The organism is Mesorhizobium sp. RCAM 06353 (assembly GCF_059683585.1).
The window spans coordinates 2895956-2919880 of the sequence record NZ_CM185031.1; the positions used below are offsets into that span (position 1 = coordinate 2895956).

Here is a 23925-nt window from a genome sequence, read left to right on the forward strand (position 1 = left end):
TGCATTGCATGGGTTTCAGGCGTGCATGCCGTCAAATTTCTCGCGTGCTGCCTTGACGCGCGTGGTGTTCTTGCGCGCCCATTCGCCGAGTGCGCCGACTGGCACCAGCAACTCATGCCCGAGTTCGGTCAGTTCATAATCGACGCGTGGCGGGATGGTCGGAAACACGGTGCGGGTGACGAAGCCGTCGCGTTCCAGCCCGCGCAAGGTGGTGGTCAGCATCTTCTGCGAGATGCCGCCGACAGCCGCGCGCAGCTCGTTGAAACGCAAGGGTCCGTCGCCAAGCTTGCCGACCACGAGCACGGTCCATTTGTCGCCGACGCGCTGCAGGATTTCCGAAATCGCGCGGCAGTCTTCGGTGCGGTGCGGGTGCCTCAGTAACAAAAAAGTGCCTCCTTGCGTCGGCAGTTTGCGGTATCTCATATAGCGCCGGTATCTAAATGATACCAGCTTTTTACTGGAATGGAGAGCCCCCCATGTCAAAGCCGAAAATCGCCATCATCGTCGGTTCGACGCGCGCCGCGCGCTTCGCCGATGTGCCGACCCAATGGATTGCCAAGATCGCCAAGTCGCACGCCGATATCGAGGTCGAGGTCGTTGACCTCAGGGACTTCCCGCTGCCCTTCTTCGACGAAGTCGCGTCATCCGCCTGGGTGCCGTCGACCAACGAGGTGGCGCAGCGCTGGCAGAAGAAGGTCGCCGAATTCGATGGCTTCATCTTCACCGCCGCCGAATACAATCACGGCCCGACCGCCGTGCTGAAGAACGCCATCGACTACGCCGCCAACGAGTGGAACAAGAAGCCGGCCGGGTTCGTCGGCTATGGCAGCGTCGGCGGCGCCCGCGCCGTCGAACAGCTCCGCCTCCATGCGGTCGAACTGCAGATGGCGCCGGTGAAGTCGGCCGTCCACATCGCCTGGGGCGACTTCCTCGCCGTGCGCCAGGGCGAGAAGAAGCTGGAAGACCTTGAGCACCTGAACCAGGCCGCCACGGCGCTGGTCAACGACGTTGCCTGGTGGGCCAAGGCACTGAAGAAGGCGCGCGCTGCCGACGTGGTCGACGAGGAAATCAAGGCGGCCTGATCGCCTTTTGAGATTATCCTCCCAAGGGATAGGGGGCGGCGCTTGCGCCGCCCTTTTTGGACTCTTTATTTGACGCAATTCCGGACGGAAAACCGCCCACACTTTTCCTGGAATTGCGCTGGCTACAGCGGCTCAAATCGAAAGCTGCCGCCAGACCGGACGACACGGCCAATGCCGGGCGAGTCCAGATGCGCGCCGGCAACGAAACAATGATCGTCCGCCGCAAGCGCCAGCAGCCGCAACCGGCTCTCGTGCGCCTGGCCTTGATCCGTGTCGAACTCCCACGTCACCTCGGGCCGATCGAACTGAAGCGATGGGACGTGGACGGTATCGCCCCAGATCAAAATGTTTTCGCCGCCGCTCGAAACGCGCAAGCAGCTGTGGCCCACTTCATGGCCATGAGCACCGATAATTTCGACATGTGCCCCGAAATGGTCTCCGGCATCGAATGGTTCCGCCATGTCGTGAAATCGCTCAAGCCGCGATACCGCGCGAAAAAGGCCGAGTTCCTCCCTGGGAACGAGCAGGCGCGCCAGGCGCGGGAACGCGTCCCGGCTATCGGCAAGCACAAGACCATGGATGTGGTCGAGATGGGTATGGGTGAAGCAGACGGCGCGGATTTTTTCGACATCGATGCCGGCCTCGTCCAGCGCCTGGGGAAGCCGGCCCATGGTGGGGTGCCAGGCATTCGAGGCGCCGGTATCGATCAGCGTTACCTCATTCCCATCGTCAATCGCGAAGGCGTTGACGGAGAGCCTGAGTTGACCGCCAAACAATGGGACCTGTTCCGGCAGGTCATCGCCAAATGGCTTGTCGCCGTTTTGCCGAAGCCGCCCGATCGGCATATCGACATAGCCATCGCGCAAGGCGGTGATGCGTAGGTCGCCAAGAGTGTAGGTCCAATGAAGTTCGCCCGAAGCTATGCGGTGCATTTGCCGTTCCGTTCTGTAGATATCGACAGTCTGCGTTGAGTAGCCGGCGTCGGCAACCCGCCCCGTCATTTCGATTTTAGGCCATCTGTGCGTGCTGCGGCTGCCTTGGCCGGATGATGCAGTCGGCGAGGCGATGCTTCTCGTCCAACTCATCGGCGTGGTGCTGGCCCCATTGGCAGAGCGCCAGCAGGATCGGCTCGAGGCTGAGGCCGAGGCTGGTCGCCGAATATTCAACGCGCGCGGGCACTTCGGCGAAGATCTCGCGGCTGACGAGGCCGTGCTCCTCCATTTCGCGCAGCTGCTGGATCAGCACTTTCTGGGTAATGCCCGGAACCATTGCCTTGAGCGTCGTCAGGCGCCGGGGACCATCGAAGAGATGGTAGAGGATGACCGCCTTCCAGCGCCCAGCGATCACTTTCAGCGCGCGCTCCGCCGGCAGCATCGGCAGTCGCTTGATCGGCATTTTCCTGGCTGGATCCGCCATGGTCACCTCCTGGTCAGCAGGGGACAAATGAGTGTGTAGTCGAGGCCTCGGAGATAGTGGCAAAGCACGGCCGATGCCAGTGCGATTGGAGTTTGCCATGAAAGCCATTCAATTCAGCCGCTTCGGCGGCCCCGAGGTGCTGGAGGTCATCGACCTGCCGGCGCCGGTGCCGCAGGCCGGCGAGGTGCTGATCCGGATGCACGCCGCCGGCATCAACTTCTTCGAAGTGCTGATGCGCGCGGACCGCTACGCGGTGACGCCGCATCTGCCGATGTTTCCCGGCGTCGAAGTGGCCGGAGTCGTCGAGGATGTTGGCCCAGGGGTGGATGCGGCGCTGCTGGGGACACGTGTCGCGGCGCCGCTGTTTGCCTCGCAACGTCCTCATGGCGGTTACGCCGAGCAGGTGACGATATCAGCCGAGCTCGCCGTGCCGCTGCCGAATGACGTCTCGTTCGAGGAGGCGACGGCGCTGATGGTGCAGGGGCTGACAGCGCTGCATCTGCTGCGCCAGAGCCCGCCTGAGGGCAGGACGGTGCTGGTGCCGGCCGCCGCCGGTGGCGTCGGATCGCTGCTTATCCAGCTTGCCAGACAGAAGGGAGCAAGCCGCGTGATCGCTGCCGCCAGCGGCAAGACCAAGCTCGATCTTGCTTTGTCGCTCGGTGCCGACGTGGCAATCGACTACGCCAATCCGGATTGGCCCACACATGTCCGCGACGCCACGGACGGGCACGGGGTCGACATCATCTACGACACGGTTGGCGGCGCGCTGACGGCGCTGTCGCTGCAGGCTTTGGCGCCGGGCGGAGAACTGGTTTTCGCCGCACTCGGCCGCTATGGGCTCGCGGCTTCCGAACTGGAAGCCATGATCGGCCGCAACCAGTCACTCAGAGGTTTCGCGCTGCTGCTGCTGCTGCCGCCGGAAGTGTTGCGGGCGAGCCTGTCGGAACTATTCCAACTGGCCGCGAGCGGCCGGTTGCGGGTCGCGATCGGCGGCCGTTTTCCGCTCCACCAGGCCGGCGAAGCGCACCGGCTGCTGGATGAGCGCCGCTCGACGGGCAAGGTGGTGCTGGTGCCTTGACGGATCCCGCGACCAGGCATCCACAGCTTGTGGTCATATGCATTGCGGGCCGGCATTGGTGCCGGCCCGCATCGTTTGTCTAAGCCGCCGCTGCGACTTTCCGCGGTCCGTCGAGCACGCCGAGACCAAGGCCTTCAAGCAACTGGGCCTGGATGGGCGCCGTCTGGGCGTTGATAGCGTCGGCGCCGAAGGATTGGCCGACGACGATGCGCGGCGGCCGCGCGCCGGCGGGCAGTTCCACGATGCGGAGAATGGCCTCGGCCACGTCGTGCGGATCGGGGGCATTGTCGCTCTGGAAGAGCTCCTTCAAGGTGCCCACCATCTTGGCCGGTATTCCGGCGATCTCGCCATAGCCGGTGCTTCGCGCGGCATCGGCGGGCTGCTGGGCGCTGGCAAAAATGCTCGTCGGATAGTTGCTCGGCTGGATGAGGACGACATCGATGCCCAATTGCGACAGCTCGTAGCGGTAGCTCTCCGTCAACGCCTCGAGCGCGAATTTCGACGCGCCGTAGAGACCGAAGAAAGGAAATGTCAGCCGGCCGAGGATCGAGCCGAGATTGATCACCAGGCCTTCGCCTTGCTGGCGGAATGCCGGCAACACCGCCCGCATCGTCCGCTGGATACCAAGCACGTTGACGTCGAAGAGCGCGCGCACCTGCTCGGTGGTGAAGGATTCGGAGACGCCAGCGGAGCCGATGCCGGCATTGTTGATGAGGACGTTGAGACGACCCACCTGCTTGAGCACCGAAGCCACACCGTGCTCGACGGAGGCGTCGTCGGTCACGTCGATCTCGATCGCCTGGATACCCTTGTCGCGCAGAGCCTCGGCGTGGGACCGGTTGCGACTGGCAATATCGCGCATGGAGGCGAAGACGCGATGGCCGGCGCGGGCAAGCGTCTCCGCCGTGTCGCGGCCGAAGCCGGTGCTGGCGCCGGTAATGAGGATGGTCTGGGACATGATGACTGCCTTTCGAGGGGGCGGGTGGAGGACAAAGTCGAACCCTCTTAGAAGACGGCCGACATCTAAATTAGATGTTGTATGAAATCTAAAATGTCAAGCGATCTCGCGATTTTCCGCGGCGGCATGCTGCAAAACGCACGCTGGGCACTGGCGAAGGGACGCGCCTCGCATTAGATTTCAATCGGCATCTATAGTAGTTGCGCCTCGGTTGTCGTGGCGTGGCGGAAAGGTCGAACGGCATGAGAAAATCCAGGGAAGCGGCGGCGGAGACCCGCAAGCGCATCGTCGCTGCCGCGTCCGCTACGTTCCGCCGCAATGGCATTGACGGAACCGGCCTGGCCGACCTGATGGGCGCCGCTGGGCTGACGCATGGCGGTTTCTACAAGCACTTCGGGTCGAAGGAGCAAGTGGTTGAGGAATCGCTGGCGTTGGCAATCGAGACGATGGTGCAGGGGATCAAGGACACAATCGCAGCCGCGCCCGGGAAAACCGGGCTTGATGATGCGATTAGCGACTATCTGTCCCCCGAATATCGCGACAACAGGGCTGGCGGCTGTCCGTTTGTTGCCTTGGGAAGCGATGTGGCGCGCGGAGGCGACGCGGTTCGTGAGGTGGCGACATCAGGCTTTCTCGATCTGTTGGATACTATTGCGGGCCAACTTGAGGGCCAGTCGCCCGCCGACGCTAGGGACGAGGCCCTGGTGATGCTGTCGACGATGATCGGCGCCGTGACCATTGCGCGCTTTGTCAGCGACCCCGAGCTTTCGGACACCGTCCTTCGGCAAGCGCGCGAGCATCTGACCAAATCACCCTGACATCAAGTCAGGGGCATTTTCCTCGATCACATCCGAGTGACTTGCATAATGCAACTAACTTGGCTATAAGTCACTTGCATTTTGAAAGAGACTCCGATCATGGTTGCAAAAACAAGCTTCGAGACACGCCCGTGCCCCATCGCGCGCAGCCTCGACGATGTCGGCGAGTGGTGGAGCATCCTGCTGCTGCGCGACGCGTTCCAGGGGCTGACACGCTTCGACCAGTTTCAGAAGAGCCTGGAGATCGCGCCCAACATTCTCACGCGCCGGCTGAACAGCCTGGTCGAGCGTGGCCTGTTCGAGAAGCGCGCCTACTGCGAGCGGCCGCTTCGCCATGAATATGTGCTGACCGCCAAGGCGCGCGATTTCCGCCCGGTGCTGCTTTCCCTGCTCGCCTGGGGCAACAAGCATCTGGCGCCCGAGGGCCCGAGCCTCGTCGTGGTGGACAAAGCTGACGGGCGCTGGGCCGAGCCGGTGCTGGTCGATCGCCAGACCGGCATGGAGCTCGACAGTGAAGGCTTCACCATGGCGACGGCACCCAGGGCCACCGACCGCATGCGGCAGCGCTATCGCTTCAGCAGCGAGGGCTCAGGCCTGCCGCTCGTGGACAACACGGTGATTGAACACCGGTCGGATGAGGCACGCCGCCCATGAACAAGGTTCTCTCGGCTGCCGAGCTGCAGCCCGCGCAGCCATCCGTCGCTCAGATTCCCGCGCCCGTTAAAAAGCGCCGCAAGCCGTTCGTCATGCTGGGCGCCGCGATCGCGATCGGCATTGCCGGCTGGTATGGTTTTCAGTGGTGGCAGGCCGGCCGTTTCCTCGTCTCCACCGACGACGCCTATGTCGGCGGCAACGTCACGCCGCTGGCGCCACGTGTCGCCGGGCATATCGATCAGATCCTCGTCGAGGACAACCAGCATGTCGCCGCCGGCCAGCTCATCATCCGCATCGACGACCGGCCGTTCAAGGCGGCGGTGGAGCGTGCGCAGGCTTCCGTCCAGCAGCAGCAATCGGCGCTCGACAATCTTCGCGCCCAGGTCTCGCTGCAGAATTCGCTGATCGAACAGGCCGAGGCCGATCTCGACGCCAAGAGCGCTGCCGCTAGGTTCACCGCACAGGATGCTCAACGCTATGCGGTGCTGGCCAGCACCAAGGCCGGCACGCAGCAAGACGCGCAGAGAAGCCTTGCCGCAGACAGCCAGGCGAAGGCTTCCGTTTCCGCCTCCCGCGCCGGGCTGGCCGCCGCCAGGCAACAGCTCGATGTCCTCAACACGCAGATATCGGAAGCCACCGCCGCCGTTTTGGCCGCCAAGGCCGATCTCGACACGGCTGAGCTCGATCTCGGCTTCACGCAGATCCGCTCTCCGATCGACGGCCTCGTCGGCAACCGGCTGGCGCAGGTCGGCACCTATGTCTCGCCGGGCAGTTATCTCCTGACGATCGTCCCGGAGACAGGGCTGTGGGTCGACGCCAATTTCAAGGAGGACCAGTTGCGCAGCATGGCCGACGGGCAGGCGGCGACGGTCTATACCGACATCGCGCCCGACCAGCCGCTCAAGGGCCACGTCACCAGCCTGGGGCCGGCGACAGGGGCGATCTTCAGCGTGATCCCGGCGCAGAACGCCACCGGCAATTTCACCAAGATCGTCCAGCGCGTTCCCGTCCGCATCACCATCGACCCGGACCAGGCGCGGAAGGTTGCGCTGCGGCCAGGTCTGTCCACCGTCGTGACCGTCGATACCGCGTCGCGCTGAGGACGCCATGCCAGAGCACGCCGCCCCGCAATCCTTCTTCGTCAGCATCTTGCCGTTCATGGTGATGTGCGTCGGGATGTTCATCGCGCTGCTCGACATCCAGATCGTCGCCTCCTCGCTGCAGGATATTGGCGGCGGTCTGTCGGCCGCACAGGATCAGATCGGCTGGGTGCAGACCTCTTATCTCGTAGCCGAAATCATCGTCATCCCGCTGTCGGGCTGGCTCACCCGGGTGTTCTCGACACGCTGGCTGTTCACCATCTCGGCGGCCGGCTTCACGCTGGCCAGCATGCTGTGCGGCTTCGCCTGGAGCATTGAAAGCATGATCGTCTTCCGCGCGCTGCAGGGGCTGCTCGGTGCGTCGATGATCCCGACGGTGTTCACCTCGTCGTTCCACTATTTCCAGGGGCCGAGGCGGGTCTATGCGGCCGCGGTGGTCGGCAGCATCGCCTCGATCGCGCCGACGCTCGGACCCGTCATCGGCGGCTGGATCACCGACACGCTGAACTGGCACTGGCTGTTCTATGTCAACGTCATTCCGGGCACCATCATCACCATCCTCGTTGCGTTGTTGGTCAAGATCGACAAAGCCGATCCGTCGCTGCTGAAGGGCGCCGACTATATCGGCATGGTGCTGATGGCGGTGAGCCTCGGCACGGCCGAATATGTACTGGAAGAGGGCACGCGCTGGAACTGGTTCGACGACGCGACCATCCGCAACGGCGCCATCGTTGCCAGCGTTACCATGGTTCTGTTCATCATTCGGAGCCTGACCTTCGCGCAGCCGGTGGTCGACTTTCGCGCCTTCGGCAACCGCAATTTCGCCATTGGTTGCTTCCTGTCCTTCGTCACCGGCATCGGCATCTTCGCCACGATCTATCTGACGCCGCTGTTCCTCGGCTATGTCAGGGGCTACGACGCCTTCCAGACCGGGGTGGCGGTGTTTTCCACCGGTGTCGCCTCGATGGTCGGCGTGCCCGTCTACATCTTTCTCGCCAAGCGCTTCGACACACGCTGGCTGATGATGTTCGGCCTGGCATCCTTCGGCGCCTCAATGTGGAGTTTTAGCGCCATCACCAGTCAGTGGGGTGCTGCCGAGCTGCTGATCCCGCAACTGTTCCGTGGCTTCCCGCAGGTCTTCGCTGTCGCACCAAGCGTCAATCTCGGCCTTGGCAGCCTGCCGCCCGAACGGCTGAAATATGCCAGCGGCCTGTTCAACACGATGCGCAATCTCGGCGGCGCGGTCGGCATCGCCATTTGTGGCGCGATCCTGAACGACCGCACCAACTTCCATTTCCTGACCATCGCCTCGCATCTGACGCCGCAGAACGAGGCCGCGATGCGGCTCGTCGACAATGTCGCGCTGCGCTACGGCCAACTGCCCGGCGCGGTGGCGGATGGTCACACAGCTTCGCTGAAGCAATTGTGGGCGCTCGCCTATCGCGAGGCATCGACCATGGCTTACGCCGATGCGTTCCTGGTGATCATGGCCGCTTTCGTCATCGCCACCGCGCTGGTTCCGTTCCTGCGCAACGTCGCGCCGAAGCCCCTGCCTCCCGGGGCACATTGAGGCGCGCCCGGGTTTTCCGGGTATCGGCTCTTCAGCGATTCATTTCGATGCGGCGGCGCCGGTGTCCGTCCTTTTGCCGAAAGCCTGCCAGCGGGCCTCGACTTCGGCGCGAAGCCGCTCGCGGTTGGTGGAGAGCACTTCGTGGGGCAGCGCGACGAACCGTTTGCCATCCTGGGCTGGAAAAATGTTGCCCAGGCGCGAGGCCGTGAGGTTCGGGGCGAATGAGAAGGTCACCAGACCGATGCCGAGCCGCTTTGACCCTCTACTGTTTCGGTAGACAGCCCGCCATAGAGGCATGATCGTTTCATCTGTGAATGCCTCGGAAACCTGCAGTGCGGTGACATCCCGGTACTGGTCTTTACCCCAGCGATACCAAGACGTGCCCCATCGCCTCTTCACAACCTCGAAGGTAATGTCGAGCCAGGAAATGCCCTCCACCTCCCGCCAGGGGACGTCGAGAAAGACATAGCCGTCGAGATTGAGGCGCAACCCGTCCGGCGACAGCCGCAAGAATGGCTCGGCGGTCAGCCATCCGTTCGTTTGCCAGACAAGCACAACGGCGGCCACAGCCGCCACCGGAAGACCCAATAGCCAGTTCTTGGCCCCGAAGGCGACGATGAGCCCGACGACGAGAACAAGCGCCGAGAAGGCGATGTATTTCAATGCGGTCTTGCCGCTGCCATAGGCAATGATCTGGTTGACGTCTTGTGCCTGGTCTGAACTCAACGTTCGCCTCCCTTGGCCGGCACGACTTTGCAGGCGAGAGCCGCCGCCAGGACATTGATGAACGATACAGGCTGGCCATCGGCCCAACAAGTCCAGGGCGCATGGCACAGGCGTCCACATCAGCGTACCGGTACGCGGTAGGTGCCGAGGCGGATGGGCGGCTTAGTCGCCCGCGCGGGCGAGCAGCAAAGCCCGCTCCCTGTCATTGCCGCTCAACTGGGCGGCCTGGCGGAACGCGGCGCGGGCTTCCGCCTGATGTCCCAGTTTCTCCAGAAGATCGCCGCGCACCGTGGGCAAGAGATGCGAGTCCTTCAGGCGGGGTTCGTCCTTCAGCGCCTCGACGATGGCCAGGCCCTGCGCCGGTCCGAACGCCATGCCGACGGCCACTGCCCGGTTGATTTCGACGATGGGCGAGGGGGCCGCCAAGGCCAGGGCCTGGTAGTATGCCGATATCGCGATCCAGTCGGTGTCGGCGGCGGTCGCCGCGCGGCTATGGCAGGCGGCGATCATCGCCTGCAAGAGATAGGGGCCGGGTGTCGGCGTCAGGATCATGGCGCGGTTCAGGCCGTCGAGGCCGCGCCGGATGAGCGACCAGTTCCATCGGCTGCGGTCCTGGTCGAGCAACAGGATCGGTTCGCCCGCTTTGCCGGTGCGGGCAGGGAAGCGCGAGGCGTTGAGTTCCATCAGGGCCACCAGCCCCTGCACCTCGGGCTCATCAGACATCAGTGCCACCAGCGAACGGCCAAGGCGCAACGCTTCGCCGCAGAGATCGGCGCGCAGCCAGTCCGGCCCCGTGGTTGCCACATAGCCTTCGTTGAAAGTGAGATAGACCACCTCAAGCACGGCGGCGAGGCGTTCGCGACGTTCGTCGCCGCGCGGCGTCTCGAAAGGGATGGCGGCATCGCGAAGGGTTCGCTTGGCGCGCACGATGCGCTGGGCGATGGTGGCTTCAGGCACCAGGAAGGCGCGGGCGATCTCCGGCGTCGACAACCCGCCCAGCAGCCGCAGGGCGAGGGCGGCGCGCTGCTCGGCCGGCAGGACGGGATGGCAAGCGGTGAAGATCAGCCGCAAAAGGTCATCGTCGATATCCTCGTCGAGCGCGGCCTCGATGTCGGGCATCTCGCGCTCCAGCTCGGCGAGGTCGATCGCAAATTGGCGATGCTTGCCGTCGATCATGGTGGTGCGCCGCAGGCGGTCGAGCGCCCGGTTCCTGGCGACCTCGGTCAACCAGGCAGCCGGGTTGCGCGGGATGCCGTCCCGGGGCCAGCGCTCCAGCGCCAGCAGGAAGGCGTCCTGCGCGATCTCCTCGGCCAGCCCGATATCCCTGAGATAGCGGACGAGCCTGGCGGTGAGCTTCGGCTGCTCGATCCGCCAAACCGCTTCGATGGTGGCCGCTTCGATGGTGGCGTTGGCCGTCAACCCTTCAGCTCGCCAAAACCTTCCGCCGCCTTCTGGACGTCCTCGGGGAAATCGCTCATCTCAAAGACACGGCGGACCTCGATCACGTCATTCTCCCCGGCGGGGCAGCGGCAGGCCCATTCAATGGCCTCCTCACGCGAGCGCACGTCGATCACCCAATAGCCGCCGAGCACTTCCTTGACCTCGGCGAACGGCCCGTCGGTGACGACGGGCTTGCCGCCCTTGAAACCGACCCGCGCCCCTTCGGACGGCGGATGCAACCCGTCGAGCGCCAGCAGCACGCCGGCCTTCTTGAGCTCCTCATTGTATTTCATCATCCCCTCCACCGCCTCGGCGCCGGGCCTGACATCGGGCGCCGCCTCTGCGTAGCCGGCGGGGATCATCAGCATCATGAACCGCATGGTCTTTCTCCTTCGTGGGGTTGGTTCGATGATACGACGAACGGGGGATGGCGAAATCGACAGGCGCGCGAAAAATCCCTGCTCGGTCCAGAAACTCGATTTGGTGTCCGTCTGGCCGAGGCACTTTCGTATCGCGGATTTCAGCCCGACGGCCCGCGGATCGATTACCGCGCGTTGTCCGCGATGCGGTCAATGGCGTCGATCAGCCTTCTCCGCTCCTTGTTGATCCACTGACCCTCCGAATAGTTCTGGAGAAACGTCTCGACGAACTCGACAGGGTTCTCCCCGACGATCGCGCGGATCGGGGTTCCGTTCGCCGCGCTCTGTTCGAAGAGGTCGGCGAGATCGTCCAGCATCGACACCATCGTGTCCCCATTCGTTATCGCCCCGAAATACATCAGGTATCGGTCCAGCGCCTCGATCGCCGCGCGATAGTTCGCGGGAAGCCGTTGCGTGCGCGCCTTGTACTGCCGGTAGCGCTTCTTCTGCTCGATCGACCCTGTGATCTTCTCGATCCACCCTGTGGTCATCTCTATTTCCTTTCCGTGTGGAGCTGTTCGAGCCGTTCCGCGAGGAAGTTCCACGTCCTCCAGAACTCTTCGAGATAGTCCTGTCCCTGAGCGTTGATCGAATACACCTTACGCGGCGGGCCCTTTTCGGACGGGATCTTCTCCACATCGACGAGGCCCTTTTGCTCGATCCTGACGAGCAGGGCGTAGACGGTGCCTTCGGCGATGTCCGAAAAACCCTGTTTTCGCAACAGCGCCGTGATCTCGTAGCCATATGCGCGCTGCACGGACAGGATTGCGAGGATGATGCCCTCCAACGTGCCCTTGAGCATCTCCGTCATCTGCTTGCCCATGAAGCATCTCCCAAGCTACTCAGTGTTATTGACTACTGGTACTTAGCATCACTTAATAGCTTGGTCAAGCTCTACGTAACGCGAGTGGTGTCCGGCATGCGCGGCCGAAGGCTCGACTGGCCGGAACGGCTGGTGGGACCGGGCGAGTTGCCTGGCCTTCCCCCGAAAACTCGGCGGATAGGCTTGGACCGCCACATGGGCGAGGCTGCCATCTGGCCCTGCCAGTTTGCCCTGATATGTCAGGCTACAATTCCTCACTCGAGCAAATCCGTGAAATCATCCAGCCTGGCCGGCGCAATCTCCCCCACGATCCCGGTGCTCGTCTGTGTGTTCGGCATCTTCCTGCTGTCCGGCATGGATGCGGCGATGAAGGTGCTGGTCATCGCGGTCGGCGTCTACAACACGGTGCTTTGGCGCAGCATGCTGGCGACCGTGGTCGCCGGCGCCGGCTGGCTGGCGGGGCCGCGCTCGCTTCCAACGCCCTCGGTGCTGAGGTTGCATGTGCTGCGCGCGGTGGTCGTCAGCTTTGTCCTGCTGTGCTTCTTCTGGGGGCTTGCCAGGCTGCCGCTGGCGGAGGCGATCGGGCTCAGTTTCGTGGCGCCGCTGTTTGCACTGCTGCTGGCCGTGCTGCTGCTCGGCGAAAGGATTCAACGCAAGGCGATCTGGGCCTCGCTCGCCGGCATCGCCGGTGTTGTCATCATCGTGGCCGGACAGTTCGGCCACACGAGCTACGCCGGGGATGCCCTGCTCGGCACCGCGGCGGTGCTCGCGTCAACGGTTTTCTATGCCTACAATCTGATCCTCGCCCGGCAACAGGCGCTGCTGGCCAAGCCAGTCGAGATCATGCTGTTCCAGAACCTTGGCGTTGCGGTCACCCTCGGCCTTGCCGCACCTTGGCTCGCCGTTGCGCTGCCTGCCAATCTCTGGCTTCCGCTCGCAGGCGTGACGGCACTGTCGCTCGCCGGCCAGTTCCTGATGAGCTGGGCCTATGCGCGCGCCGAAGCGCAATATCTGATCCCGACGGAATACTCGGCCTTCATCTGGGCAATCGCGCTCGGCTGGTTCTTCTTCGACGAGGCGGTGACCTGGACCACGCTGGCGGGCGCCGGCCTCATCGTGGCCAGCTGCCTGATCGCCGCACGCTCGAATCCGAGACTTGCCGAGCCGATCGAAGCCACGGTTTGAGGGGAAGCGCCCTGCGCGGACACGTCGACGCGTAGTTTTCACCGCAGAAATTGCACGATCCTATCAAAGGCAGGGAGCGCTTGTGCGTAGCCTGAATCAAGTATGATCGTAAGTAGATCTGCTTACTATAAAATTTTACTAAATATTTTGCCAGTTGAATTACGGTCTGTAGACCATTCGCCGGGTTGTTGTGCTTCCAGCCCGGAAAACGTCACTGAATGTTCGATGTAATGGTGAACTCTGTGCCAAGCTCCTGGGACGCAATCTTGCATGGCAATTTTGGTCCGGATGCGGCCACCTGGAATCGAACGATCCAGGCAGGCGAGGCATCAGGAGAAGGATCTATCCGATGAGCTTCTTCGTTAACGCCTTAGGCGTTCCTCTTCCCTACAGCGGTGCTTCCACCCATTGGTACTCGGCGGCAGGGGCCGGGCCGGACTTGTACGGCAGCTCCGGAAACGACTCGTTCTACGGAGCAACCGGTGTCACCATGCACGGCGGCACAGGCGATGACATCTATTACCTCTATGCGGCGAGCAACAAGGTGGCCGAGGCCGCCGGGGAAGGCATCGACACGATCAGCACATGGATGAGCTACAAGCTCCCCGACAATGTCGAGAACCTCGTCGTCACAAACGCCAACAACTATGCTTTCGGAAATGGGTTGGACAACATCATCACCGCCAAGGCCGGGCACCAGACGCTGGACGGCGGCGCGGGAAACGATGTGCTGATCGATGGCGGCGGCGGTTACGACACTTTCATCGTCTCGAAAGGCAATGGAAGCGATCTGATAGCGAATTTTGCCGCCACTGATACCGTCCGCCTGAATGGCTATGGGTTCACGTCGTTCGACGCCATCCACTCAAACATGATCCAGGCGGGATCGAACGTGCTGTTGAACCTGGGATCCGGCGAGATCCTTGAGTTCAAGGACACGACCATCGACAAGCTGCAGCCCAGCCAGTTCGAATTGCCGATCGACAAGTCCGGAATGCAGCTCTCCTTCAGCGACGATTTCAACACGCTGAATCTTCACAATAGCCAGGGCGGCACATGGGATACCAACTTCTGGTGGGGAGCGCAGAACGGCAGCACCTTGACCAGCAACAACGAGCAGCAGTGGTATATCGACGTCAATTACGCACCGACGAGTTCCGTGCACCCGTTCAGCATGAACAACGGCGTGCTGACCATCACCGCGGCGCAGGCGCCGGCCGACATCAAGCCGCTGATCAACAATTATGAATACACCTCAGGCATCCTGACGACCCACGACACCTTCTCGCAGACCTATGGCTATTTCGAAATCCGGGCCGACCTGCCAGAGCACGCCGGCGCCTGGCCGGCCTTCTGGCTGCTTCCGGAAGACGGTTCGTGGCCGCCGGAACTCGATGTCGTGGAGACGATCGGCCAAGCCCCGAACTCGTTGATCATGACGGCGCACTCGAATGAGACCGGAACGCACACCAAGGTCACGTCGACGGTGAGTGTCTCGGACCCCGCCGGTTTCCACACCTATGGCCTGCTCTGGACGCCGGACAAGCTCGTCTGGACCTATGACGGTGTGCAGGTCGCGGAAGCGGCGACGCCGTCCGACATGAACAAGCCGATGTACATGCTGGTCGATCTCGCCGTCGGCGGCCTGGCCGGCACCCCTCCGGATCATTTGGCCACGCCGGCCGAGATGAAGATCGACTACGTCCGCGCCTATACGCTGGACAGTGCTCCGGCAAACGCCCTGAACATCAGCAGCAGCAGCAGCACTACATCCAGCACTGGCACGCACAGTATCGCCAGCAGCACGCTGCACGGCGGTTCCGAATTCGGGGGCCACGCGTAAGGCCTCGGGATCATGCAGCGTCGGGGAATGCGGAAATGACTGGACCGTCCGACCTGCGCCCGGTCTTCGTGCGCGCCATCGCCGATGTCGGCGTCTTCTCGCTGTTGATCAACATCCTGCTGTTGGTGATCCCGCTCTACCTGCTGCAGGTCTATGACCGCGTGCTGCCGTCCTCCAGCGTCGAGACGCTTGTCTATCTTTCGGCCATTGCGGTTCTCGCGCTCGCGGTCCTCGGACTGCTGGACGCGATCCGCGCCGTTTACACGCAGCGGGTCGCGGCGACCCTCGACCGGAAGTTGGGTGCCGGCACATTCGCCGTTTCGCTTGGCGCAAAATATGCCGGCGGCCTGTCGCCGCTGCGCGACCTCGCCTCGGTCTGCGCCTTCATCAGGTCGCGCGGCGTGGCGGTGTTGTTCGATCTGCCCTTCGCCCCTGTCTTTCTCGCCCTGCTGTATCTGATCCATCCGGTGCTGTTTTGGGTGACGGTCGGTGGCGCGGCGCTTCTGCTTCTCCTGGTCGTGGCCAACCAGCTTGCCATCGGCAGGAACGACGCTTTGTCCGCGGAGCGTTCGGCTCTAGCCAGCCAGGCAGAACAGGCCTTTGCCCGCAATGCGGAGACGCTGCGCGCCATGGGCATGGTGGAGAACGCCGCGCAGGTCTGGGGGCGGCACGTCGCGGCAGCACTCACCTTCCATGACCGTTCCTCGAGTGCCAATGCAATCTTCAGCGGTGCCTCGCGGGCGCTGCGCATGGTGCTGCAACTGGCGATCCTCGGTGCCGGCGCGTGGCTGGTGCTCGAAGGGCAGATGACGGCAGGGATGATCTTCGCCTCCTCGCTGGTGTCGTCGCGCGCGCTGCAGCCGCTCGACCAGTTGATCGGCGCCTGGCGGCAGATCGCCGACGCCCGGAGAGCGTGGAGCCGGCTTGAGACGGCGCTTGCGGCGCGTCCGCTTGAAGCGCGCAAACTGATCCTGCCCGATCCGACTGGCGCGATTTCCATGCAGGACGTTTTCTTCATGGCGTCGAATGCCCAGCCCGGCACCGAACCCATCCTCAAGCGACTGAACTTCCAAATTGGCGCCGGCGAAGCGTTGGCCATCGTTGGCCCAAGCGGCGCCGGCAAATCGACGCTGGCGCGGTTGCTTGTGGGCGCTGCCCGGCCGACCGGCGGTGCGGTGAGGATCGACGGCGCCGACCTCAGGACCTGGGATGAAAGCCAGCTCGGAAAGCATATCGGCTACCTCGCCCAGGAGGTGGAGCTCTTTCCAGGATCGATCGCGCAAAACATCGCCCGCTTCAACCCCGACGCAGATGACGCCTCGATCATCGAGGCAGCCAAGCGGGCCGAGGCGCATGAACTGATCCTGGCGCAGCGGGACGGCTACCAGACATTGATAGGTCCATCGGACAGAAATTTGTCCGGCGGCGAGCGCCAGAGGATCGGGCTGGCGCGCGCCTTCTACGGCGCTCCCAGGATTCTCGTGTTGGATGAGCCCAACGCCCATCTCGATGGCGCGGGCGAAGCAGCGCTCGAAGCGGTGCTTGCCGCCGTGAAAGCGGCCGGCGTCACGACGATCGTCATCACGCACCGCCCTGCGATTGCTGCCTCCTGTGACCGCGTGATGCTTTTGCGCGGCGGTGTGATCGAAGCCTTCGGCCCCAGCGGCGAGGTGTTGCGGCAGTCTGTCGCCAGCACGGGCTTCGGCAAGGGCATTCCCCGGCAGAATCCGGTGGTGACAGGGTCGTTCGCCGCGACGCTTCGCACGCACAACACCCGTTTCGGATCATAGACCATGGCAGTCCAGAGCCTCGCTTGGGAAAGCAGTCCGCGCACCGACATAAGGCGTGTGGCATCCGCCGGATACGCGGCAATAGCGCTATTGGTGGGTTGCTTTGGCTATTGGTCCGTCAGCGCGCCCTTGTCGGGAGCGGTGATCACGCAAGGGACGATCTCGGCGACCGGCGGAAACATCCTGATCCAGCATCCCGAGGGCGGCATCGTCCAGGAATTGCTGGTCCATGAAGGCGATCGCGTGCAACAGGCCCAGGATCTGGTCGTGCTGGATCCAACAGCCGCGCGGGCAGGGCTCAACCGGTTGACGAGACAGTCGATCGCGCTCAGGGCAAGCGCGGCGCGGCTGGAGGCGGAACGCGACGGATTGGACCGGCTGGCGCCAATAACCGAAGCGGCGCCAGCACCGTTCCAGGCCGATTTCGAGATGCTGGTTCGAGAACAGCAGAAGGAATTCGACGCCAGGCTCGCCCGGTTTCGATCGGAACAATCGATCCTCGCCCAACGACTGGCCATGCATCGCCAGTCTGTCGTGGGATTGCAGGCCCAGAAACAGGCCATTCAGCAACAAGTCGAAATCGTGAAGAAGGAACTCGGCATCAAGACCAGCCTGCTGGACAAGGGCCTCACCAACCGTACCGAATACTCCCAGCTTTTGCGCAGCGAGGCCGATCTCGTCGGGCAGGCTGGGATGCTGGAAGCCAATATCGCAGCGGCCAACACCCAGATCGTCGAAGCCCAGGAGCAGGCCGAGCGCCTGACCACGCAACGCGTGGAGGAGGCGCTGACGAGGCTGGAAGAGGTTCGTTCCAACCTGGCCGACTTCGAGGAACAGATCGGGGCGGCGGAGGCGGTGCTGCGGCGAACGACGATCAAGGCGCCGGCGGCGGGCATCGTCGTCTCGTCGACCTACAATTCCAAGGGCAGCGTGATTGCCCCCGGCGAAAAGATCATGGAGATCCTGCCCACGGCATCGGGCCTGACCGTCGATGCAAGGCTGCGGCCAAAAGACATCGATCAGGTCCGTGTCGGCCAGCCGGCGAAACTGCGATTGTCAGCCTTGAACATGCGGCTTACCCCAGAGGTTTCAGCCACCGTGACCCAAATTTCCGCGGACCGGCTCATCGACCAGGCTACGCATGAGCCCTATTTTCGCGCCAGGCTGAAGATTGCCGCCGAGTTGCCGTCCGGCGTGAGGCCCGAGCAGCTTTATCCCGGAACGCCTGTCGAGGCGTTCATCAACACTGGCGACCGGACATTCTTCGAGTATCTGGCACGACCGATGCTCGATTCCTTCGCTCGCGCCTTCACGGAGCGTTAGATATCGGGGATCGAACGATCAACGCACCGCTTCGCGCTGGCTACCGGGCAGGCGGGTGGCGATCAGCTTGTCGATGCGGCGGCCGTCGAGATCGACAACCTCGAAGCGCCAGCCTTGGGCGTCGACGCATTCGCCGGTCGCCGGCAGATGGTGCATGTGCGACAGCACATAGCCGGCGACGGTCTCGTAGTCGCGGTTTTCGGGCAGGTCGATGCCCAGGATATCAGCCATCTCGTCGGCCTGCATATAGCCGGCGAGCAGCCATGAGCCGTCCTCGCGCTTGACGGCGTTTTCTTCGTCGCCGGCATCGAGGTCGGCGCGGAACACGCCGGTGATGGCTTCGAGAATGTCGGCCGGCGTGACGATGCCTTCGAAATGGCCGTATTCGTCATGCACCAGCGCCATCGGCACGTCGGATTCCTTGAGCTTGTGCAGCACGTCGAGCGCGTCGGCCTGGTCGTAGACGATGGGGGCGGCACGCACATGCTTGCGCGGGTCGAGCGTGCGGCCGGCAAGGATCGCGGCCAGCACGTCGCGCGTCTGGACGACGCCGACCATGACGTCAACGCCGCCATCGCCCGCCGGCAGGCGCGAATGCTGGGTTTCCATGAGCAGCTTGCGGATCGTCGTGTCGTCGGACTGCAGATTGATCCAGTCGACCTCGGTGCGCGGCGTCATCACCGCGCGCACGGCGCGGTCGCCAAGCCGCATGACGCCGGCGATCATGCGCCGCTCGTCGGATTCGATGGTGCCGTGATGCTCGGCCTCGGCGACCAGCATCTTGATCTCCTCGTCAGTGACCTTCTCCTCGCTTTCGCCACGCTGGCCAAGCAGCCACAATATGGCGCGGCCGGAGATGTCGAGCAGGAACACCAGCGGGGCCGAGACGGTGGCGAGGATGGTCATGGCCGGAGCCGCGCGGGCAGCAACGCGCTCCGGGTCGCGCAGCGCGATCTGCTTGGGCACGAGTTCGCCGACGATCAGCGAGAAATAGGTGATGATGGCAACGACAATGCCGACGCCGAGCGGGTCGGCGACGCTTTCGCGCATGCCCATCGAGGCCAGGTACACCGACAGCCGGTCACCCAGCGTGGCGCCGGAGAAGGCGCCGGAAAGTACGCCGACCAGGGTGATGCCGATCTGCACCGAGGACAGGAACTTGCCGGGGTTAGAGCCAAGGTCCAGCGCACGGCCGGCGCCGTTGACGCCGCGGTCGATCATCGCCTTGAGCCGTGCCGGGCGTGATGAAACGATAGCGAGTTCGGACATCGACAAAAGGCCGTTCACGCAGATGAGGACGACCACGATAGCAATTTCAACGTATAGCATGAGGGCTCAATAGCATTGCGGCGGGCCGCTCGAAAATAGTCCGCCAGCATTTTTAGAAAATGACAGTGCTGGCTGATGAGGCGACACGGCCATGTGGCATCGCACAGACGCTGGCTTTCTTCGACTGTTTGCGACCGCGGCCTTGTCGCAAGGCCCATTCCATTCACCGCACGTCCTTCAGGACGCCGATGATCGCCTTGCCGTCGGTGAAATAGGGGTCGCCGCCGCCATTGCGGCCGGTTTTGGTGGCGCCGATGCCCCCCATGTCGCTGGTCGATGCCAGCAGACCGGCTGCGTTCAGGTCACCGATCAGGAAGTCGCGTTCGGCATCGATGTCGGGACCGATGTGATGGGTGATCGCGCCGGTGTCATGGCTGAGGCCGACGCCGCGATCGAAGCTGGCGGCACCCAGCCAGAGCGGGCGGCCATCGTCGCCGACCGTATCGGTCTGCCAGAAACGGACGTGGTGGCGCCGGTCGGCACTGTCGCCGACCGGCTTTTCGAAAGCGAGATCCTGGGCGCGACCTTCGAACAGCAGGCTGCTCATCGGCGCATCGGGATAGGGGCGGGAAAACAGGACACTTTCGCCGATATCGATGGCGGTTCTCAAGGTGACGGCATCGGCGGTGTCCCAGCCGGCGACGGCGAAGGCATGGACCACCTCTTTTTCAGTGCCGACAAGGCCGACATTGATCGGGTCGCCGGGAATGCCTTGCGGCGTGTGCGTCACCATTTCGAAGCGCTGGTCGCGAAAGCCGCGCTCCCGGAACGTCCAGAATTCCGGCGCGGCGAGATAGGCAAGCGCCAGCCAGGCGCCCAGCAGGGCCGCTACCCAGATCGCTATGCGTCGCCGAATACTTCGCTGGCTCATGAAGGAGGCTCGATTCGTGCGGTATCTGTTGCCTGACGGCCCCTGGAAATCAATGGCCAGCGCTGCGCAGCCGGTCTATCGTCAGCCATCGTTTTTGCGCGGGGGCGGGAATGAAGGGGAAACCGGCAGGCCGCGGAGCAATGGCGTTGACCGCCGATCTTGTCGCCAGGGTCGAGCGTATTGAACCGGATCCCGGCCCCGAGCCTGGAACAGCCGAGCACACGGATGCGGAGTTCGACAGTCTTGTCGAGCAGCTCTTGTCGCAATACCGGCCTGAAGCGCTGTGGGTGTTTGCCTACGGCTCGCTGATCTGGAATCCCGAATTCGTTGCTGTCGAGCAGCGCCCGGCCACGGCGCTGGGGTGGCATCGCTCATTCTGCCTTAAGCTGACGCGCTGGCGCGGCACCCGCGAATTGCCGGCCCTGATGCTGGCTCTCGACCGCGGTGGCAGTTGCAATGGCATTGTCTACCGGCTGCCCGTGGAAGATCATTTCGGGCAACTCGGCCAGTTGATGCGCCGTGAGATCGACGCCAACCCGCCAACCAATGTGCCGCGCTGGATCAAGGTTCAGACGAGGGACGGTCCGCTGCGCGCCCTGGCCTTCGTCGCCGCGCCAGACGGCAAGGCCTATGCCGGACGGCTGCCGCCGGAGCAGGTCGCGGACACGTTGGCGCGGGCCGCCGGACATTGGGGCTCATCGGCGCAGTATCTGTTCCGGACTGTCAGCAAGCTGGAGGAAAGCGGTATCCACGACCGGAACCTCTGGCGCGTCCAGGATCTGGTGGCACGGCAAATCATCGCTTCCACCGCTGGCGCAGGACCCGCCTGATCAATTGCTACCGGCAGGCGCGATAACCGTTCTTGCGGTTCTTGATGTCGAAGTGGAAATGGTTGCGGTGGTCGTAGTTGTAGCCGGGGCCGAGCACGGTGGTGAAATACTGGCAGCCATCGGCGCGCACATTGTTGAGGAAGCCGCGCGTGCGGAAGGCGAACAGGCCGGGCTTGCGCACGTCGATGTCGTCGCCATTGTTCAGCTCGATGCTCATGACGTCCAGCGCGTTGCCCTTGCCATGCTCGGACAAAACACCTTCGCCGGCGATGTTGCGGCAGGAATAGCTCGAGCCCTGGTGGATGGTCCTGACGCCGGAGAAGTAGCGCCAGCGGGCGGAGGGAACGAGTTCGTTCTTCGTCCAAGCGGCGAAGGTGGCGGCCATGTCGCAGGTCAGCGTCGCGGCAGGCTTCATCTGGATGCTGCCGATGGCCGTCACTTTTACGGGATAGTCGATGCCGCACTGGCCTTCATGGATCGGCGCCAGGTCGGTGTAGGCGACATCGAGGCGCTTCAGTTGCTGGCGGCAATCGGTTTCGGAGGCCGGTATCTGTTCGACCGGTGACATCGGCTCATCCATGCGCGGATAGGCGGCCTGTGTCATGTAGGGGTTGGACGGGACAAGCCTCTGCATGCCCGTATATTGCGGCACGGCCGCCGTTTGCGTGCCGACGTCGACGGCCGGCTGCAACGACAGCACGCTGCCGGTATTGCAGGCGGAAACCGCGGCCAGCGCAAGGCCGGCAGCCACTATAGCTACGGGTTTTGATCGGCGCGCAACCCTCGCGGTGGCGCGGAATGTTCCGGCCATCGGCGGAATCCCTATTCCTAGATATCCGGCATTTTAACGATCAAGGGTAAAGGAAAGCTCAGCGTCCGCGTTCATGCCTGCGGCGGAAATGCGGCATGCGCCAGCGTGCTCATTGGCAAAACGTGCCGCCATGTTTGCGCGGTTCGAGATCGAGATGAAAATGCAGGGCGTGGTCGGCGTCGGCACCCGGTCCAAGCACGGTCTTGAACGGACCGCAGGCGGCTTTGCGCACCGCGTTGAGGAATTTCGCGTCTTTCTCCGGCGGCGACGGACCGATCTCGATCTTCTGTCCGTTGGAGAGTGTGAAGCTGCCGATGTCGAGCGCGTTGCCGAAGGCGTGCTCCGACAGTTTCCTGGTGCCGTGGCGCGGCCGGCAGACAAAAGCCGAGGCCTGGCTGATGGACTTCACCTCCGTGCCGAACTCCGCCTTGGCGGCTGGCTGGATGACATCGGCGGTGAAGCGGGCGGCCGCCTCGGCCATCGAGCAATTGAGCTCGGTGGCGGGACCGATGGCGACCGACTTGTTGAGCGTCTTAATGACGATCGGATAGGGGATGGAGCAGCCGATTTCGGGATTGCTTTCCGCCTTGTGCTCCTCGAATTCGACGCCGAGCGTCTTCAGCCGCTCGCGGCAAGCGACTTCCGCCGCAGGCATCTTGGCGTCGGGGAGGTCGGCCGATCGCGGGTCGGGAAGCATCTTCTTGTCGCCGGCATCGGCCGGCTTTGGCGGCGGCTGTGGCGCAACGGCCGGCGGCTGAGCCTCAGGTTCCTCAATGTCGGGCTTTGGCGTCGGGGTCGGTACGTCGGCTGACAGCTCCGGCTCGCTTTCCGTATCGGCTGGCGGCTCCGGGGCCGACAGTTCGGGCCGCGCCTGCTTTTTCTGACGTGATTTTTCTTCATTGAACTGGTCGGACGTTGTGTCGGTCTTGGGGCCATCTGTCTTGGGGCCGTCTGTTTTGGGACCGTCTGTTTTGGGACCGTCGGTCTTGGGAACGTCGGTCTTCTGCTCTTGCGTCTTTGCAGCGGCTGCGGGACGTGGCTCAGGCACCGGCGCATCGGCAGGTGATGGCAGCGGTTGGGATGATGTTGGAGGTGGTGGTGTTAGCGACGATGGCGGGGGATTTTGTGTTTTCTGCGGAGCCAGTTTCGGCGTGGACTGCTGCTCCACTCGCGATTTCACCTTATGGCGGCCACGCGGCTTCAACGGCTGGTCGACCCGCGGTGTCAGCGGCTGCTCCACCCTCGGTGTCAGTTGCCTGTGATGCTTGTGACGATGTTTGGCATCGGCAGCCGTCACCAGCAAAGCGGTGACGGCCGTAGCCAGTGCAATCCTGTATATTCGGGAAAAGACAGACGACCCCATCGCCGTCAACGGCGCGCGCGCCCGGAGGTTGCCTTCAGCCCATCACGAACGGTAACCACACCGTTACGCGCCGATCGCTTCGAGGCCTTCCTCCAGCCAATCGGCAAGCAGCGGCAGACCAAGCAGATATTTCGCCGTGCGCTTGTTGGCGCGTTCGCGCGCCGCGGCCAGCGCATCCGCCCACTCGGACGCATCGTAGTCGCCGCGGCCGACCCATGCCAGCGCCACCAGTTCGGCGGCTTCATCGACATTGAGGTCGTTGATCAGCTCGCGCAGTTCTTCCTCTGTCAGGTTTTCAGAGCTTTCCTCGGCGAGGCCGTCATGGTGGTGGTTGACATGGGACTCGCCGTCGAGTTCGACCTCGTGCTCGGCGCCATCGGCATAATCCTCGTTGACGGCGGCACTCAGCGCCTTTGCCTTGAGAATGAACAGGCGCACGGTGTCCGGGCCGATCGTAAGGTCCCAATCCTTTTCAAGCCGCCGCTGCACGGGCCGT

The 23925-nt window shown here is 63.4% G+C and carries 25 protein-coding genes; 11 read left to right on the top strand and 14 right to left on the bottom strand.

The window, feature by feature from the left end; all coding sequences use genetic code 11:
- Nucleotides 1-15 precede the first annotated feature (15 nt).
- The gene (locus AC56QX_RS13745) at nucleotides 16-384 is read right to left on the bottom strand and encodes a winged helix-turn-helix transcriptional regulator (RefSeq protein WP_497116606.1); all 369 of its coding nucleotides are present in this window, start codon (nucleotides 382-384) and stop codon (nucleotides 16-18) included.
- Between the two features lie 92 nt (nucleotides 385-476).
- On the opposite strand from AC56QX_RS13745, the gene AC56QX_RS13750 reads away from it, so the two are divergent.
- Entirely contained in the window at nucleotides 477-1082 is a 606-nt protein-coding gene (locus AC56QX_RS13750) for an NADPH-dependent FMN reductase (protein ID WP_497116607.1), read from the top strand.
- A 122-nt stretch (nucleotides 1083-1204) separates the two neighbouring features.
- Here AC56QX_RS13750 and AC56QX_RS13755 read toward each other — a convergent pair whose 3' ends face one another.
- Both AC56QX_RS13755 and AC56QX_RS13760 read right to left on the bottom strand, forming a co-directional pair.
- Nucleotides 1205-2167, bottom strand: a complete 963-nt coding sequence (locus AC56QX_RS13755) for an MBL fold metallo-hydrolase (protein WP_497116609.1) — start codon at nucleotides 2165-2167, stop codon at nucleotides 1205-1207.
- Entirely contained in the window at nucleotides 2091-2498 is a 408-nt protein-coding gene (locus tag AC56QX_RS13760; protein ID WP_497116610.1) for a winged helix-turn-helix transcriptional regulator, read from the bottom strand. The genes AC56QX_RS13755 and AC56QX_RS13760 overlap by 77 nt, the downstream gene beginning before the upstream one ends.
- A gap of 97 nt (nucleotides 2499-2595) precedes the next feature.
- On the opposite strand from AC56QX_RS13760, the gene AC56QX_RS13765 reads away from it, so the two are divergent.
- Nucleotides 2596-3576, top strand: coding sequence for a quinone oxidoreductase family protein (locus AC56QX_RS13765; RefSeq protein WP_497116611.1), 981 nt, complete (start codon nucleotides 2596-2598; stop codon nucleotides 3574-3576).
- A 79-nt stretch (nucleotides 3577-3655) separates the two neighbouring features.
- Here AC56QX_RS13765 and AC56QX_RS13770 read toward each other — a convergent pair whose 3' ends face one another.
- Nucleotides 3656-4534: an SDR family oxidoreductase gene (locus tag AC56QX_RS13770; protein ID WP_497116612.1), complete on the bottom strand. Its 879-nt coding sequence runs from the start codon at nucleotides 4532-4534 to the stop codon at nucleotides 3656-3658.
- Between the two features lie 242 nt (nucleotides 4535-4776).
- On the opposite strand from AC56QX_RS13770, the gene AC56QX_RS13775 reads away from it, so the two are divergent.
- From AC56QX_RS13775 to AC56QX_RS13790, 4 genes are all read left to right on the top strand, one after another.
- Nucleotides 4777-5352 (top strand): TetR/AcrR family transcriptional regulator, encoded by a 576-nt coding sequence (locus AC56QX_RS13775; RefSeq protein WP_497116614.1) that lies wholly within the window; start codon nucleotides 4777-4779, stop codon nucleotides 5350-5352.
- A 99-nt stretch (nucleotides 5353-5451) separates the two neighbouring features.
- Nucleotides 5452-6006, top strand: coding sequence for a winged helix-turn-helix transcriptional regulator (locus tag AC56QX_RS13780; protein WP_497116616.1), 555 nt, complete (start codon nucleotides 5452-5454; stop codon nucleotides 6004-6006).
- Nucleotides 6003-7106 (top strand): HlyD family secretion protein, encoded by a 1104-nt coding sequence (locus tag AC56QX_RS13785; protein ID WP_497116618.1) that lies wholly within the window; start codon nucleotides 6003-6005, stop codon nucleotides 7104-7106. The genes AC56QX_RS13780 and AC56QX_RS13785 overlap by 4 nt, the downstream gene beginning before the upstream one ends.
- A gap of 7 nt (nucleotides 7107-7113) precedes the next feature.
- Nucleotides 7114-8676 carry a DHA2 family efflux MFS transporter permease subunit gene (locus AC56QX_RS13790; protein WP_497116620.1) on the top strand — a complete coding sequence of 521 codons (1563 nt, stop codon included), beginning with the start codon at nucleotides 7114-7116 and terminating at the stop codon, nucleotides 8674-8676.
- Nucleotides 8677-8715: 39 nt separating this feature from the next.
- Here AC56QX_RS13790 and AC56QX_RS13795 read toward each other — a convergent pair whose 3' ends face one another.
- From AC56QX_RS13795 to AC56QX_RS13815, 5 genes are all read right to left on the bottom strand, one after another.
- Nucleotides 8716-9339 carry a hypothetical protein gene (locus AC56QX_RS13795; RefSeq protein ID WP_497116622.1) on the bottom strand — a complete coding sequence of 208 codons (624 nt, stop codon included), beginning with the start codon at nucleotides 9337-9339 and terminating at the stop codon, nucleotides 8716-8718.
- 225 nt (nucleotides 9340-9564) lie between these two features.
- Nucleotides 9565-10821: an RNA polymerase sigma factor gene (locus tag AC56QX_RS13800; RefSeq protein WP_497116624.1), complete on the bottom strand. Its 1257-nt coding sequence runs from the start codon at nucleotides 10819-10821 to the stop codon at nucleotides 9565-9567.
- Nucleotides 10818-11222: a YciI family protein gene (locus tag AC56QX_RS13805; RefSeq protein ID WP_497116625.1), complete on the bottom strand. Its 405-nt coding sequence runs from the start codon at nucleotides 11220-11222 to the stop codon at nucleotides 10818-10820. The genes AC56QX_RS13800 and AC56QX_RS13805 overlap by 4 nt, the downstream gene beginning before the upstream one ends.
- Nucleotides 11223-11386: 164 nt before the next feature.
- Nucleotides 11387-11752 carry a DUF1048 domain-containing protein gene (locus tag AC56QX_RS13810; protein WP_497116627.1) on the bottom strand — a complete coding sequence of 122 codons (366 nt, stop codon included), beginning with the start codon at nucleotides 11750-11752 and terminating at the stop codon, nucleotides 11387-11389.
- 2 nt (nucleotides 11753-11754) lie between these two features.
- Nucleotides 11755-12084 (bottom strand): PadR family transcriptional regulator, encoded by a 330-nt coding sequence (locus AC56QX_RS13815; RefSeq protein WP_497116629.1) that lies wholly within the window; start codon nucleotides 12082-12084, stop codon nucleotides 11755-11757.
- 270 nt (nucleotides 12085-12354) lie between these two features.
- Here AC56QX_RS13815 and AC56QX_RS13820 point away from each other — a divergent pair, with 270 nt between their 5' ends.
- The 4 genes from AC56QX_RS13820 to AC56QX_RS13835 all read left to right on the top strand — a co-directional run bounded on the left by AC56QX_RS13820 (nucleotide 12355) and on the right by AC56QX_RS13835 (nucleotide 18225).
- Nucleotides 12355-13269: a DMT family transporter gene (locus tag AC56QX_RS13820; RefSeq protein WP_497116630.1), complete on the top strand. Its 915-nt coding sequence runs from the start codon at nucleotides 12355-12357 to the stop codon at nucleotides 13267-13269.
- Nucleotides 13270-13618: 349 nt separating this feature from the next.
- On the top strand, nucleotides 13619-15112 hold the full coding sequence (gene eglC, locus AC56QX_RS13825) for an endo-1,3-1,4-beta-glycanase EglC (RefSeq protein WP_497117756.1): 1494 nt from the start codon (nucleotides 13619-13621) through the stop codon (nucleotides 15110-15112).
- A 35-nt stretch (nucleotides 15113-15147) separates the two neighbouring features.
- A complete protein-coding gene (locus AC56QX_RS13830; protein ID WP_497116632.1) occupies nucleotides 15148-16902 on the top strand; it encodes a type I secretion system permease/ATPase in 1755 nt (584 codons plus the stop codon).
- Between the two features lie 3 nt (nucleotides 16903-16905).
- Nucleotides 16906-18225 carry an HlyD family type I secretion periplasmic adaptor subunit gene (locus AC56QX_RS13835; protein ID WP_497116634.1) on the top strand — a complete coding sequence of 440 codons (1320 nt, stop codon included), beginning with the start codon at nucleotides 16906-16908 and terminating at the stop codon, nucleotides 18223-18225.
- An 18-nt stretch (nucleotides 18226-18243) separates the two neighbouring features.
- Here AC56QX_RS13835 and AC56QX_RS13840 read toward each other — a convergent pair whose 3' ends face one another.
- The gene (locus tag AC56QX_RS13840; protein ID WP_497116636.1) at nucleotides 18244-19554 is read right to left on the bottom strand and encodes a hemolysin family protein; all 1311 of its coding nucleotides are present in this window, start codon (nucleotides 19552-19554) and stop codon (nucleotides 18244-18246) included.
- A 163-nt stretch (nucleotides 19555-19717) separates the two neighbouring features.
- Nucleotides 19718-20425, bottom strand: a complete 708-nt coding sequence (locus AC56QX_RS13845; RefSeq protein WP_497116638.1) for an LssY C-terminal domain-containing protein — start codon at nucleotides 20423-20425, stop codon at nucleotides 19718-19720.
- Nucleotides 20426-20535: 110 nt separating this feature from the next.
- On the opposite strand from AC56QX_RS13845, the gene AC56QX_RS13850 reads away from it, so the two are divergent.
- Nucleotides 20536-21255: a gamma-glutamylcyclotransferase gene (locus tag AC56QX_RS13850; protein ID WP_497116639.1), complete on the top strand. Its 720-nt coding sequence runs from the start codon at nucleotides 20536-20538 to the stop codon at nucleotides 21253-21255.
- A 7-nt stretch (nucleotides 21256-21262) separates the two neighbouring features.
- On the opposite strand, the gene AC56QX_RS13855 is transcribed toward AC56QX_RS13850, so the two are convergent.
- The 3 genes from AC56QX_RS13855 to AC56QX_RS13865 all read right to left on the bottom strand — a co-directional run bounded on the left by AC56QX_RS13855 (nucleotide 21263) and on the right by AC56QX_RS13865 (nucleotide 23918).
- Entirely contained in the window at nucleotides 21263-22066 is an 804-nt protein-coding gene (locus tag AC56QX_RS13855) for an extensin-like domain-containing protein (protein ID WP_497116640.1), read from the bottom strand.
- A 109-nt stretch (nucleotides 22067-22175) separates the two neighbouring features.
- Nucleotides 22176-23114 carry an extensin-like domain-containing protein gene (locus tag AC56QX_RS13860; RefSeq protein ID WP_497116642.1) on the bottom strand — a complete coding sequence of 313 codons (939 nt, stop codon included), beginning with the start codon at nucleotides 23112-23114 and terminating at the stop codon, nucleotides 22176-22178.
- A gap of 378 nt (nucleotides 23115-23492) precedes the next feature.
- Nucleotides 23493-23918, bottom strand: a complete 426-nt coding sequence (locus AC56QX_RS13865) for a DUF3775 domain-containing protein (RefSeq protein ID WP_497116644.1) — start codon at nucleotides 23916-23918, stop codon at nucleotides 23493-23495.
- Nucleotides 23919-23925: the final 7 nt, after the last annotated feature.

Excerpts from the sequence above, each read along its gene's own strand:
- AC56QX_RS13750 (WP_497116607.1), top strand. The coding sequence starts at position 477 with ATGTCAAAGCCGAAAATCGCCATCATCGTCGGTTCGACGCGCGCCGCG.
- AC56QX_RS13755 (WP_497116609.1), bottom strand. The coding sequence starts at position 2,167 with ATGAGTTGGACGAGAAGCATCGCCTCGCCGACTGCATCATCCGGCCAA.
- AC56QX_RS13760 (WP_497116610.1), bottom strand. The coding sequence starts at position 2,498 with ATGGCGGATCCAGCCAGGAAAATGCCGATCAAGCGACTGCCGATGCTG.
- AC56QX_RS13765 (WP_497116611.1), top strand. The coding sequence starts at position 2,596 with ATGAAAGCCATTCAATTCAGCCGCTTCGGCGGCCCCGAGGTGCTGGAG.
- AC56QX_RS13770 (WP_497116612.1), bottom strand. The coding sequence starts at position 4,534 with ATGTCCCAGACCATCCTCATTACCGGCGCCAGCACCGGCTTCGGCCGC.
- AC56QX_RS13775 (WP_497116614.1), top strand. The coding sequence starts at position 4,777 with ATGAGAAAATCCAGGGAAGCGGCGGCGGAGACCCGCAAGCGCATCGTC.
- AC56QX_RS13780 (WP_497116616.1), top strand. The coding sequence starts at position 5,452 with ATGGTTGCAAAAACAAGCTTCGAGACACGCCCGTGCCCCATCGCGCGC.
- AC56QX_RS13785 (WP_497116618.1), top strand. The coding sequence starts at position 6,003 with ATGAACAAGGTTCTCTCGGCTGCCGAGCTGCAGCCCGCGCAGCCATCC.
- AC56QX_RS13790 (WP_497116620.1), top strand. The coding sequence starts at position 7,114 with ATGCCAGAGCACGCCGCCCCGCAATCCTTCTTCGTCAGCATCTTGCCG.
- AC56QX_RS13805 (WP_497116625.1), bottom strand. The coding sequence starts at position 11,222 with ATGCGGTTCATGATGCTGATGATCCCCGCCGGCTACGCAGAGGCGGCG.
- AC56QX_RS13810 (WP_497116627.1), bottom strand. The coding sequence starts at position 11,752 with ATGACCACAGGGTGGATCGAGAAGATCACAGGGTCGATCGAGCAGAAG.
- AC56QX_RS13815 (WP_497116629.1), bottom strand. The coding sequence starts at position 12,084 with ATGGGCAAGCAGATGACGGAGATGCTCAAGGGCACGTTGGAGGGCATC.
- eglC (WP_497117756.1), top strand. The coding sequence starts at position 13,619 with ATGAGCTTCTTCGTTAACGCCTTAGGCGTTCCTCTTCCCTACAGCGGT.
- AC56QX_RS13830 (WP_497116632.1), top strand. The coding sequence starts at position 15,148 with ATGACTGGACCGTCCGACCTGCGCCCGGTCTTCGTGCGCGCCATCGCC.
- AC56QX_RS13835 (WP_497116634.1), top strand. The coding sequence starts at position 16,906 with ATGGCAGTCCAGAGCCTCGCTTGGGAAAGCAGTCCGCGCACCGACATA.
- AC56QX_RS13840 (WP_497116636.1), bottom strand. The coding sequence starts at position 19,554 with ATGCTATACGTTGAAATTGCTATCGTGGTCGTCCTCATCTGCGTGAAC.
- AC56QX_RS13845 (WP_497116638.1), bottom strand. The coding sequence starts at position 20,425 with ATGAGCCAGCGAAGTATTCGGCGACGCATAGCGATCTGGGTAGCGGCC.
- AC56QX_RS13850 (WP_497116639.1), top strand. The coding sequence starts at position 20,536 with ATGAAGGGGAAACCGGCAGGCCGCGGAGCAATGGCGTTGACCGCCGAT.
- AC56QX_RS13855 (WP_497116640.1), bottom strand. The coding sequence starts at position 22,066 with ATGGCCGGAACATTCCGCGCCACCGCGAGGGTTGCGCGCCGATCAAAA.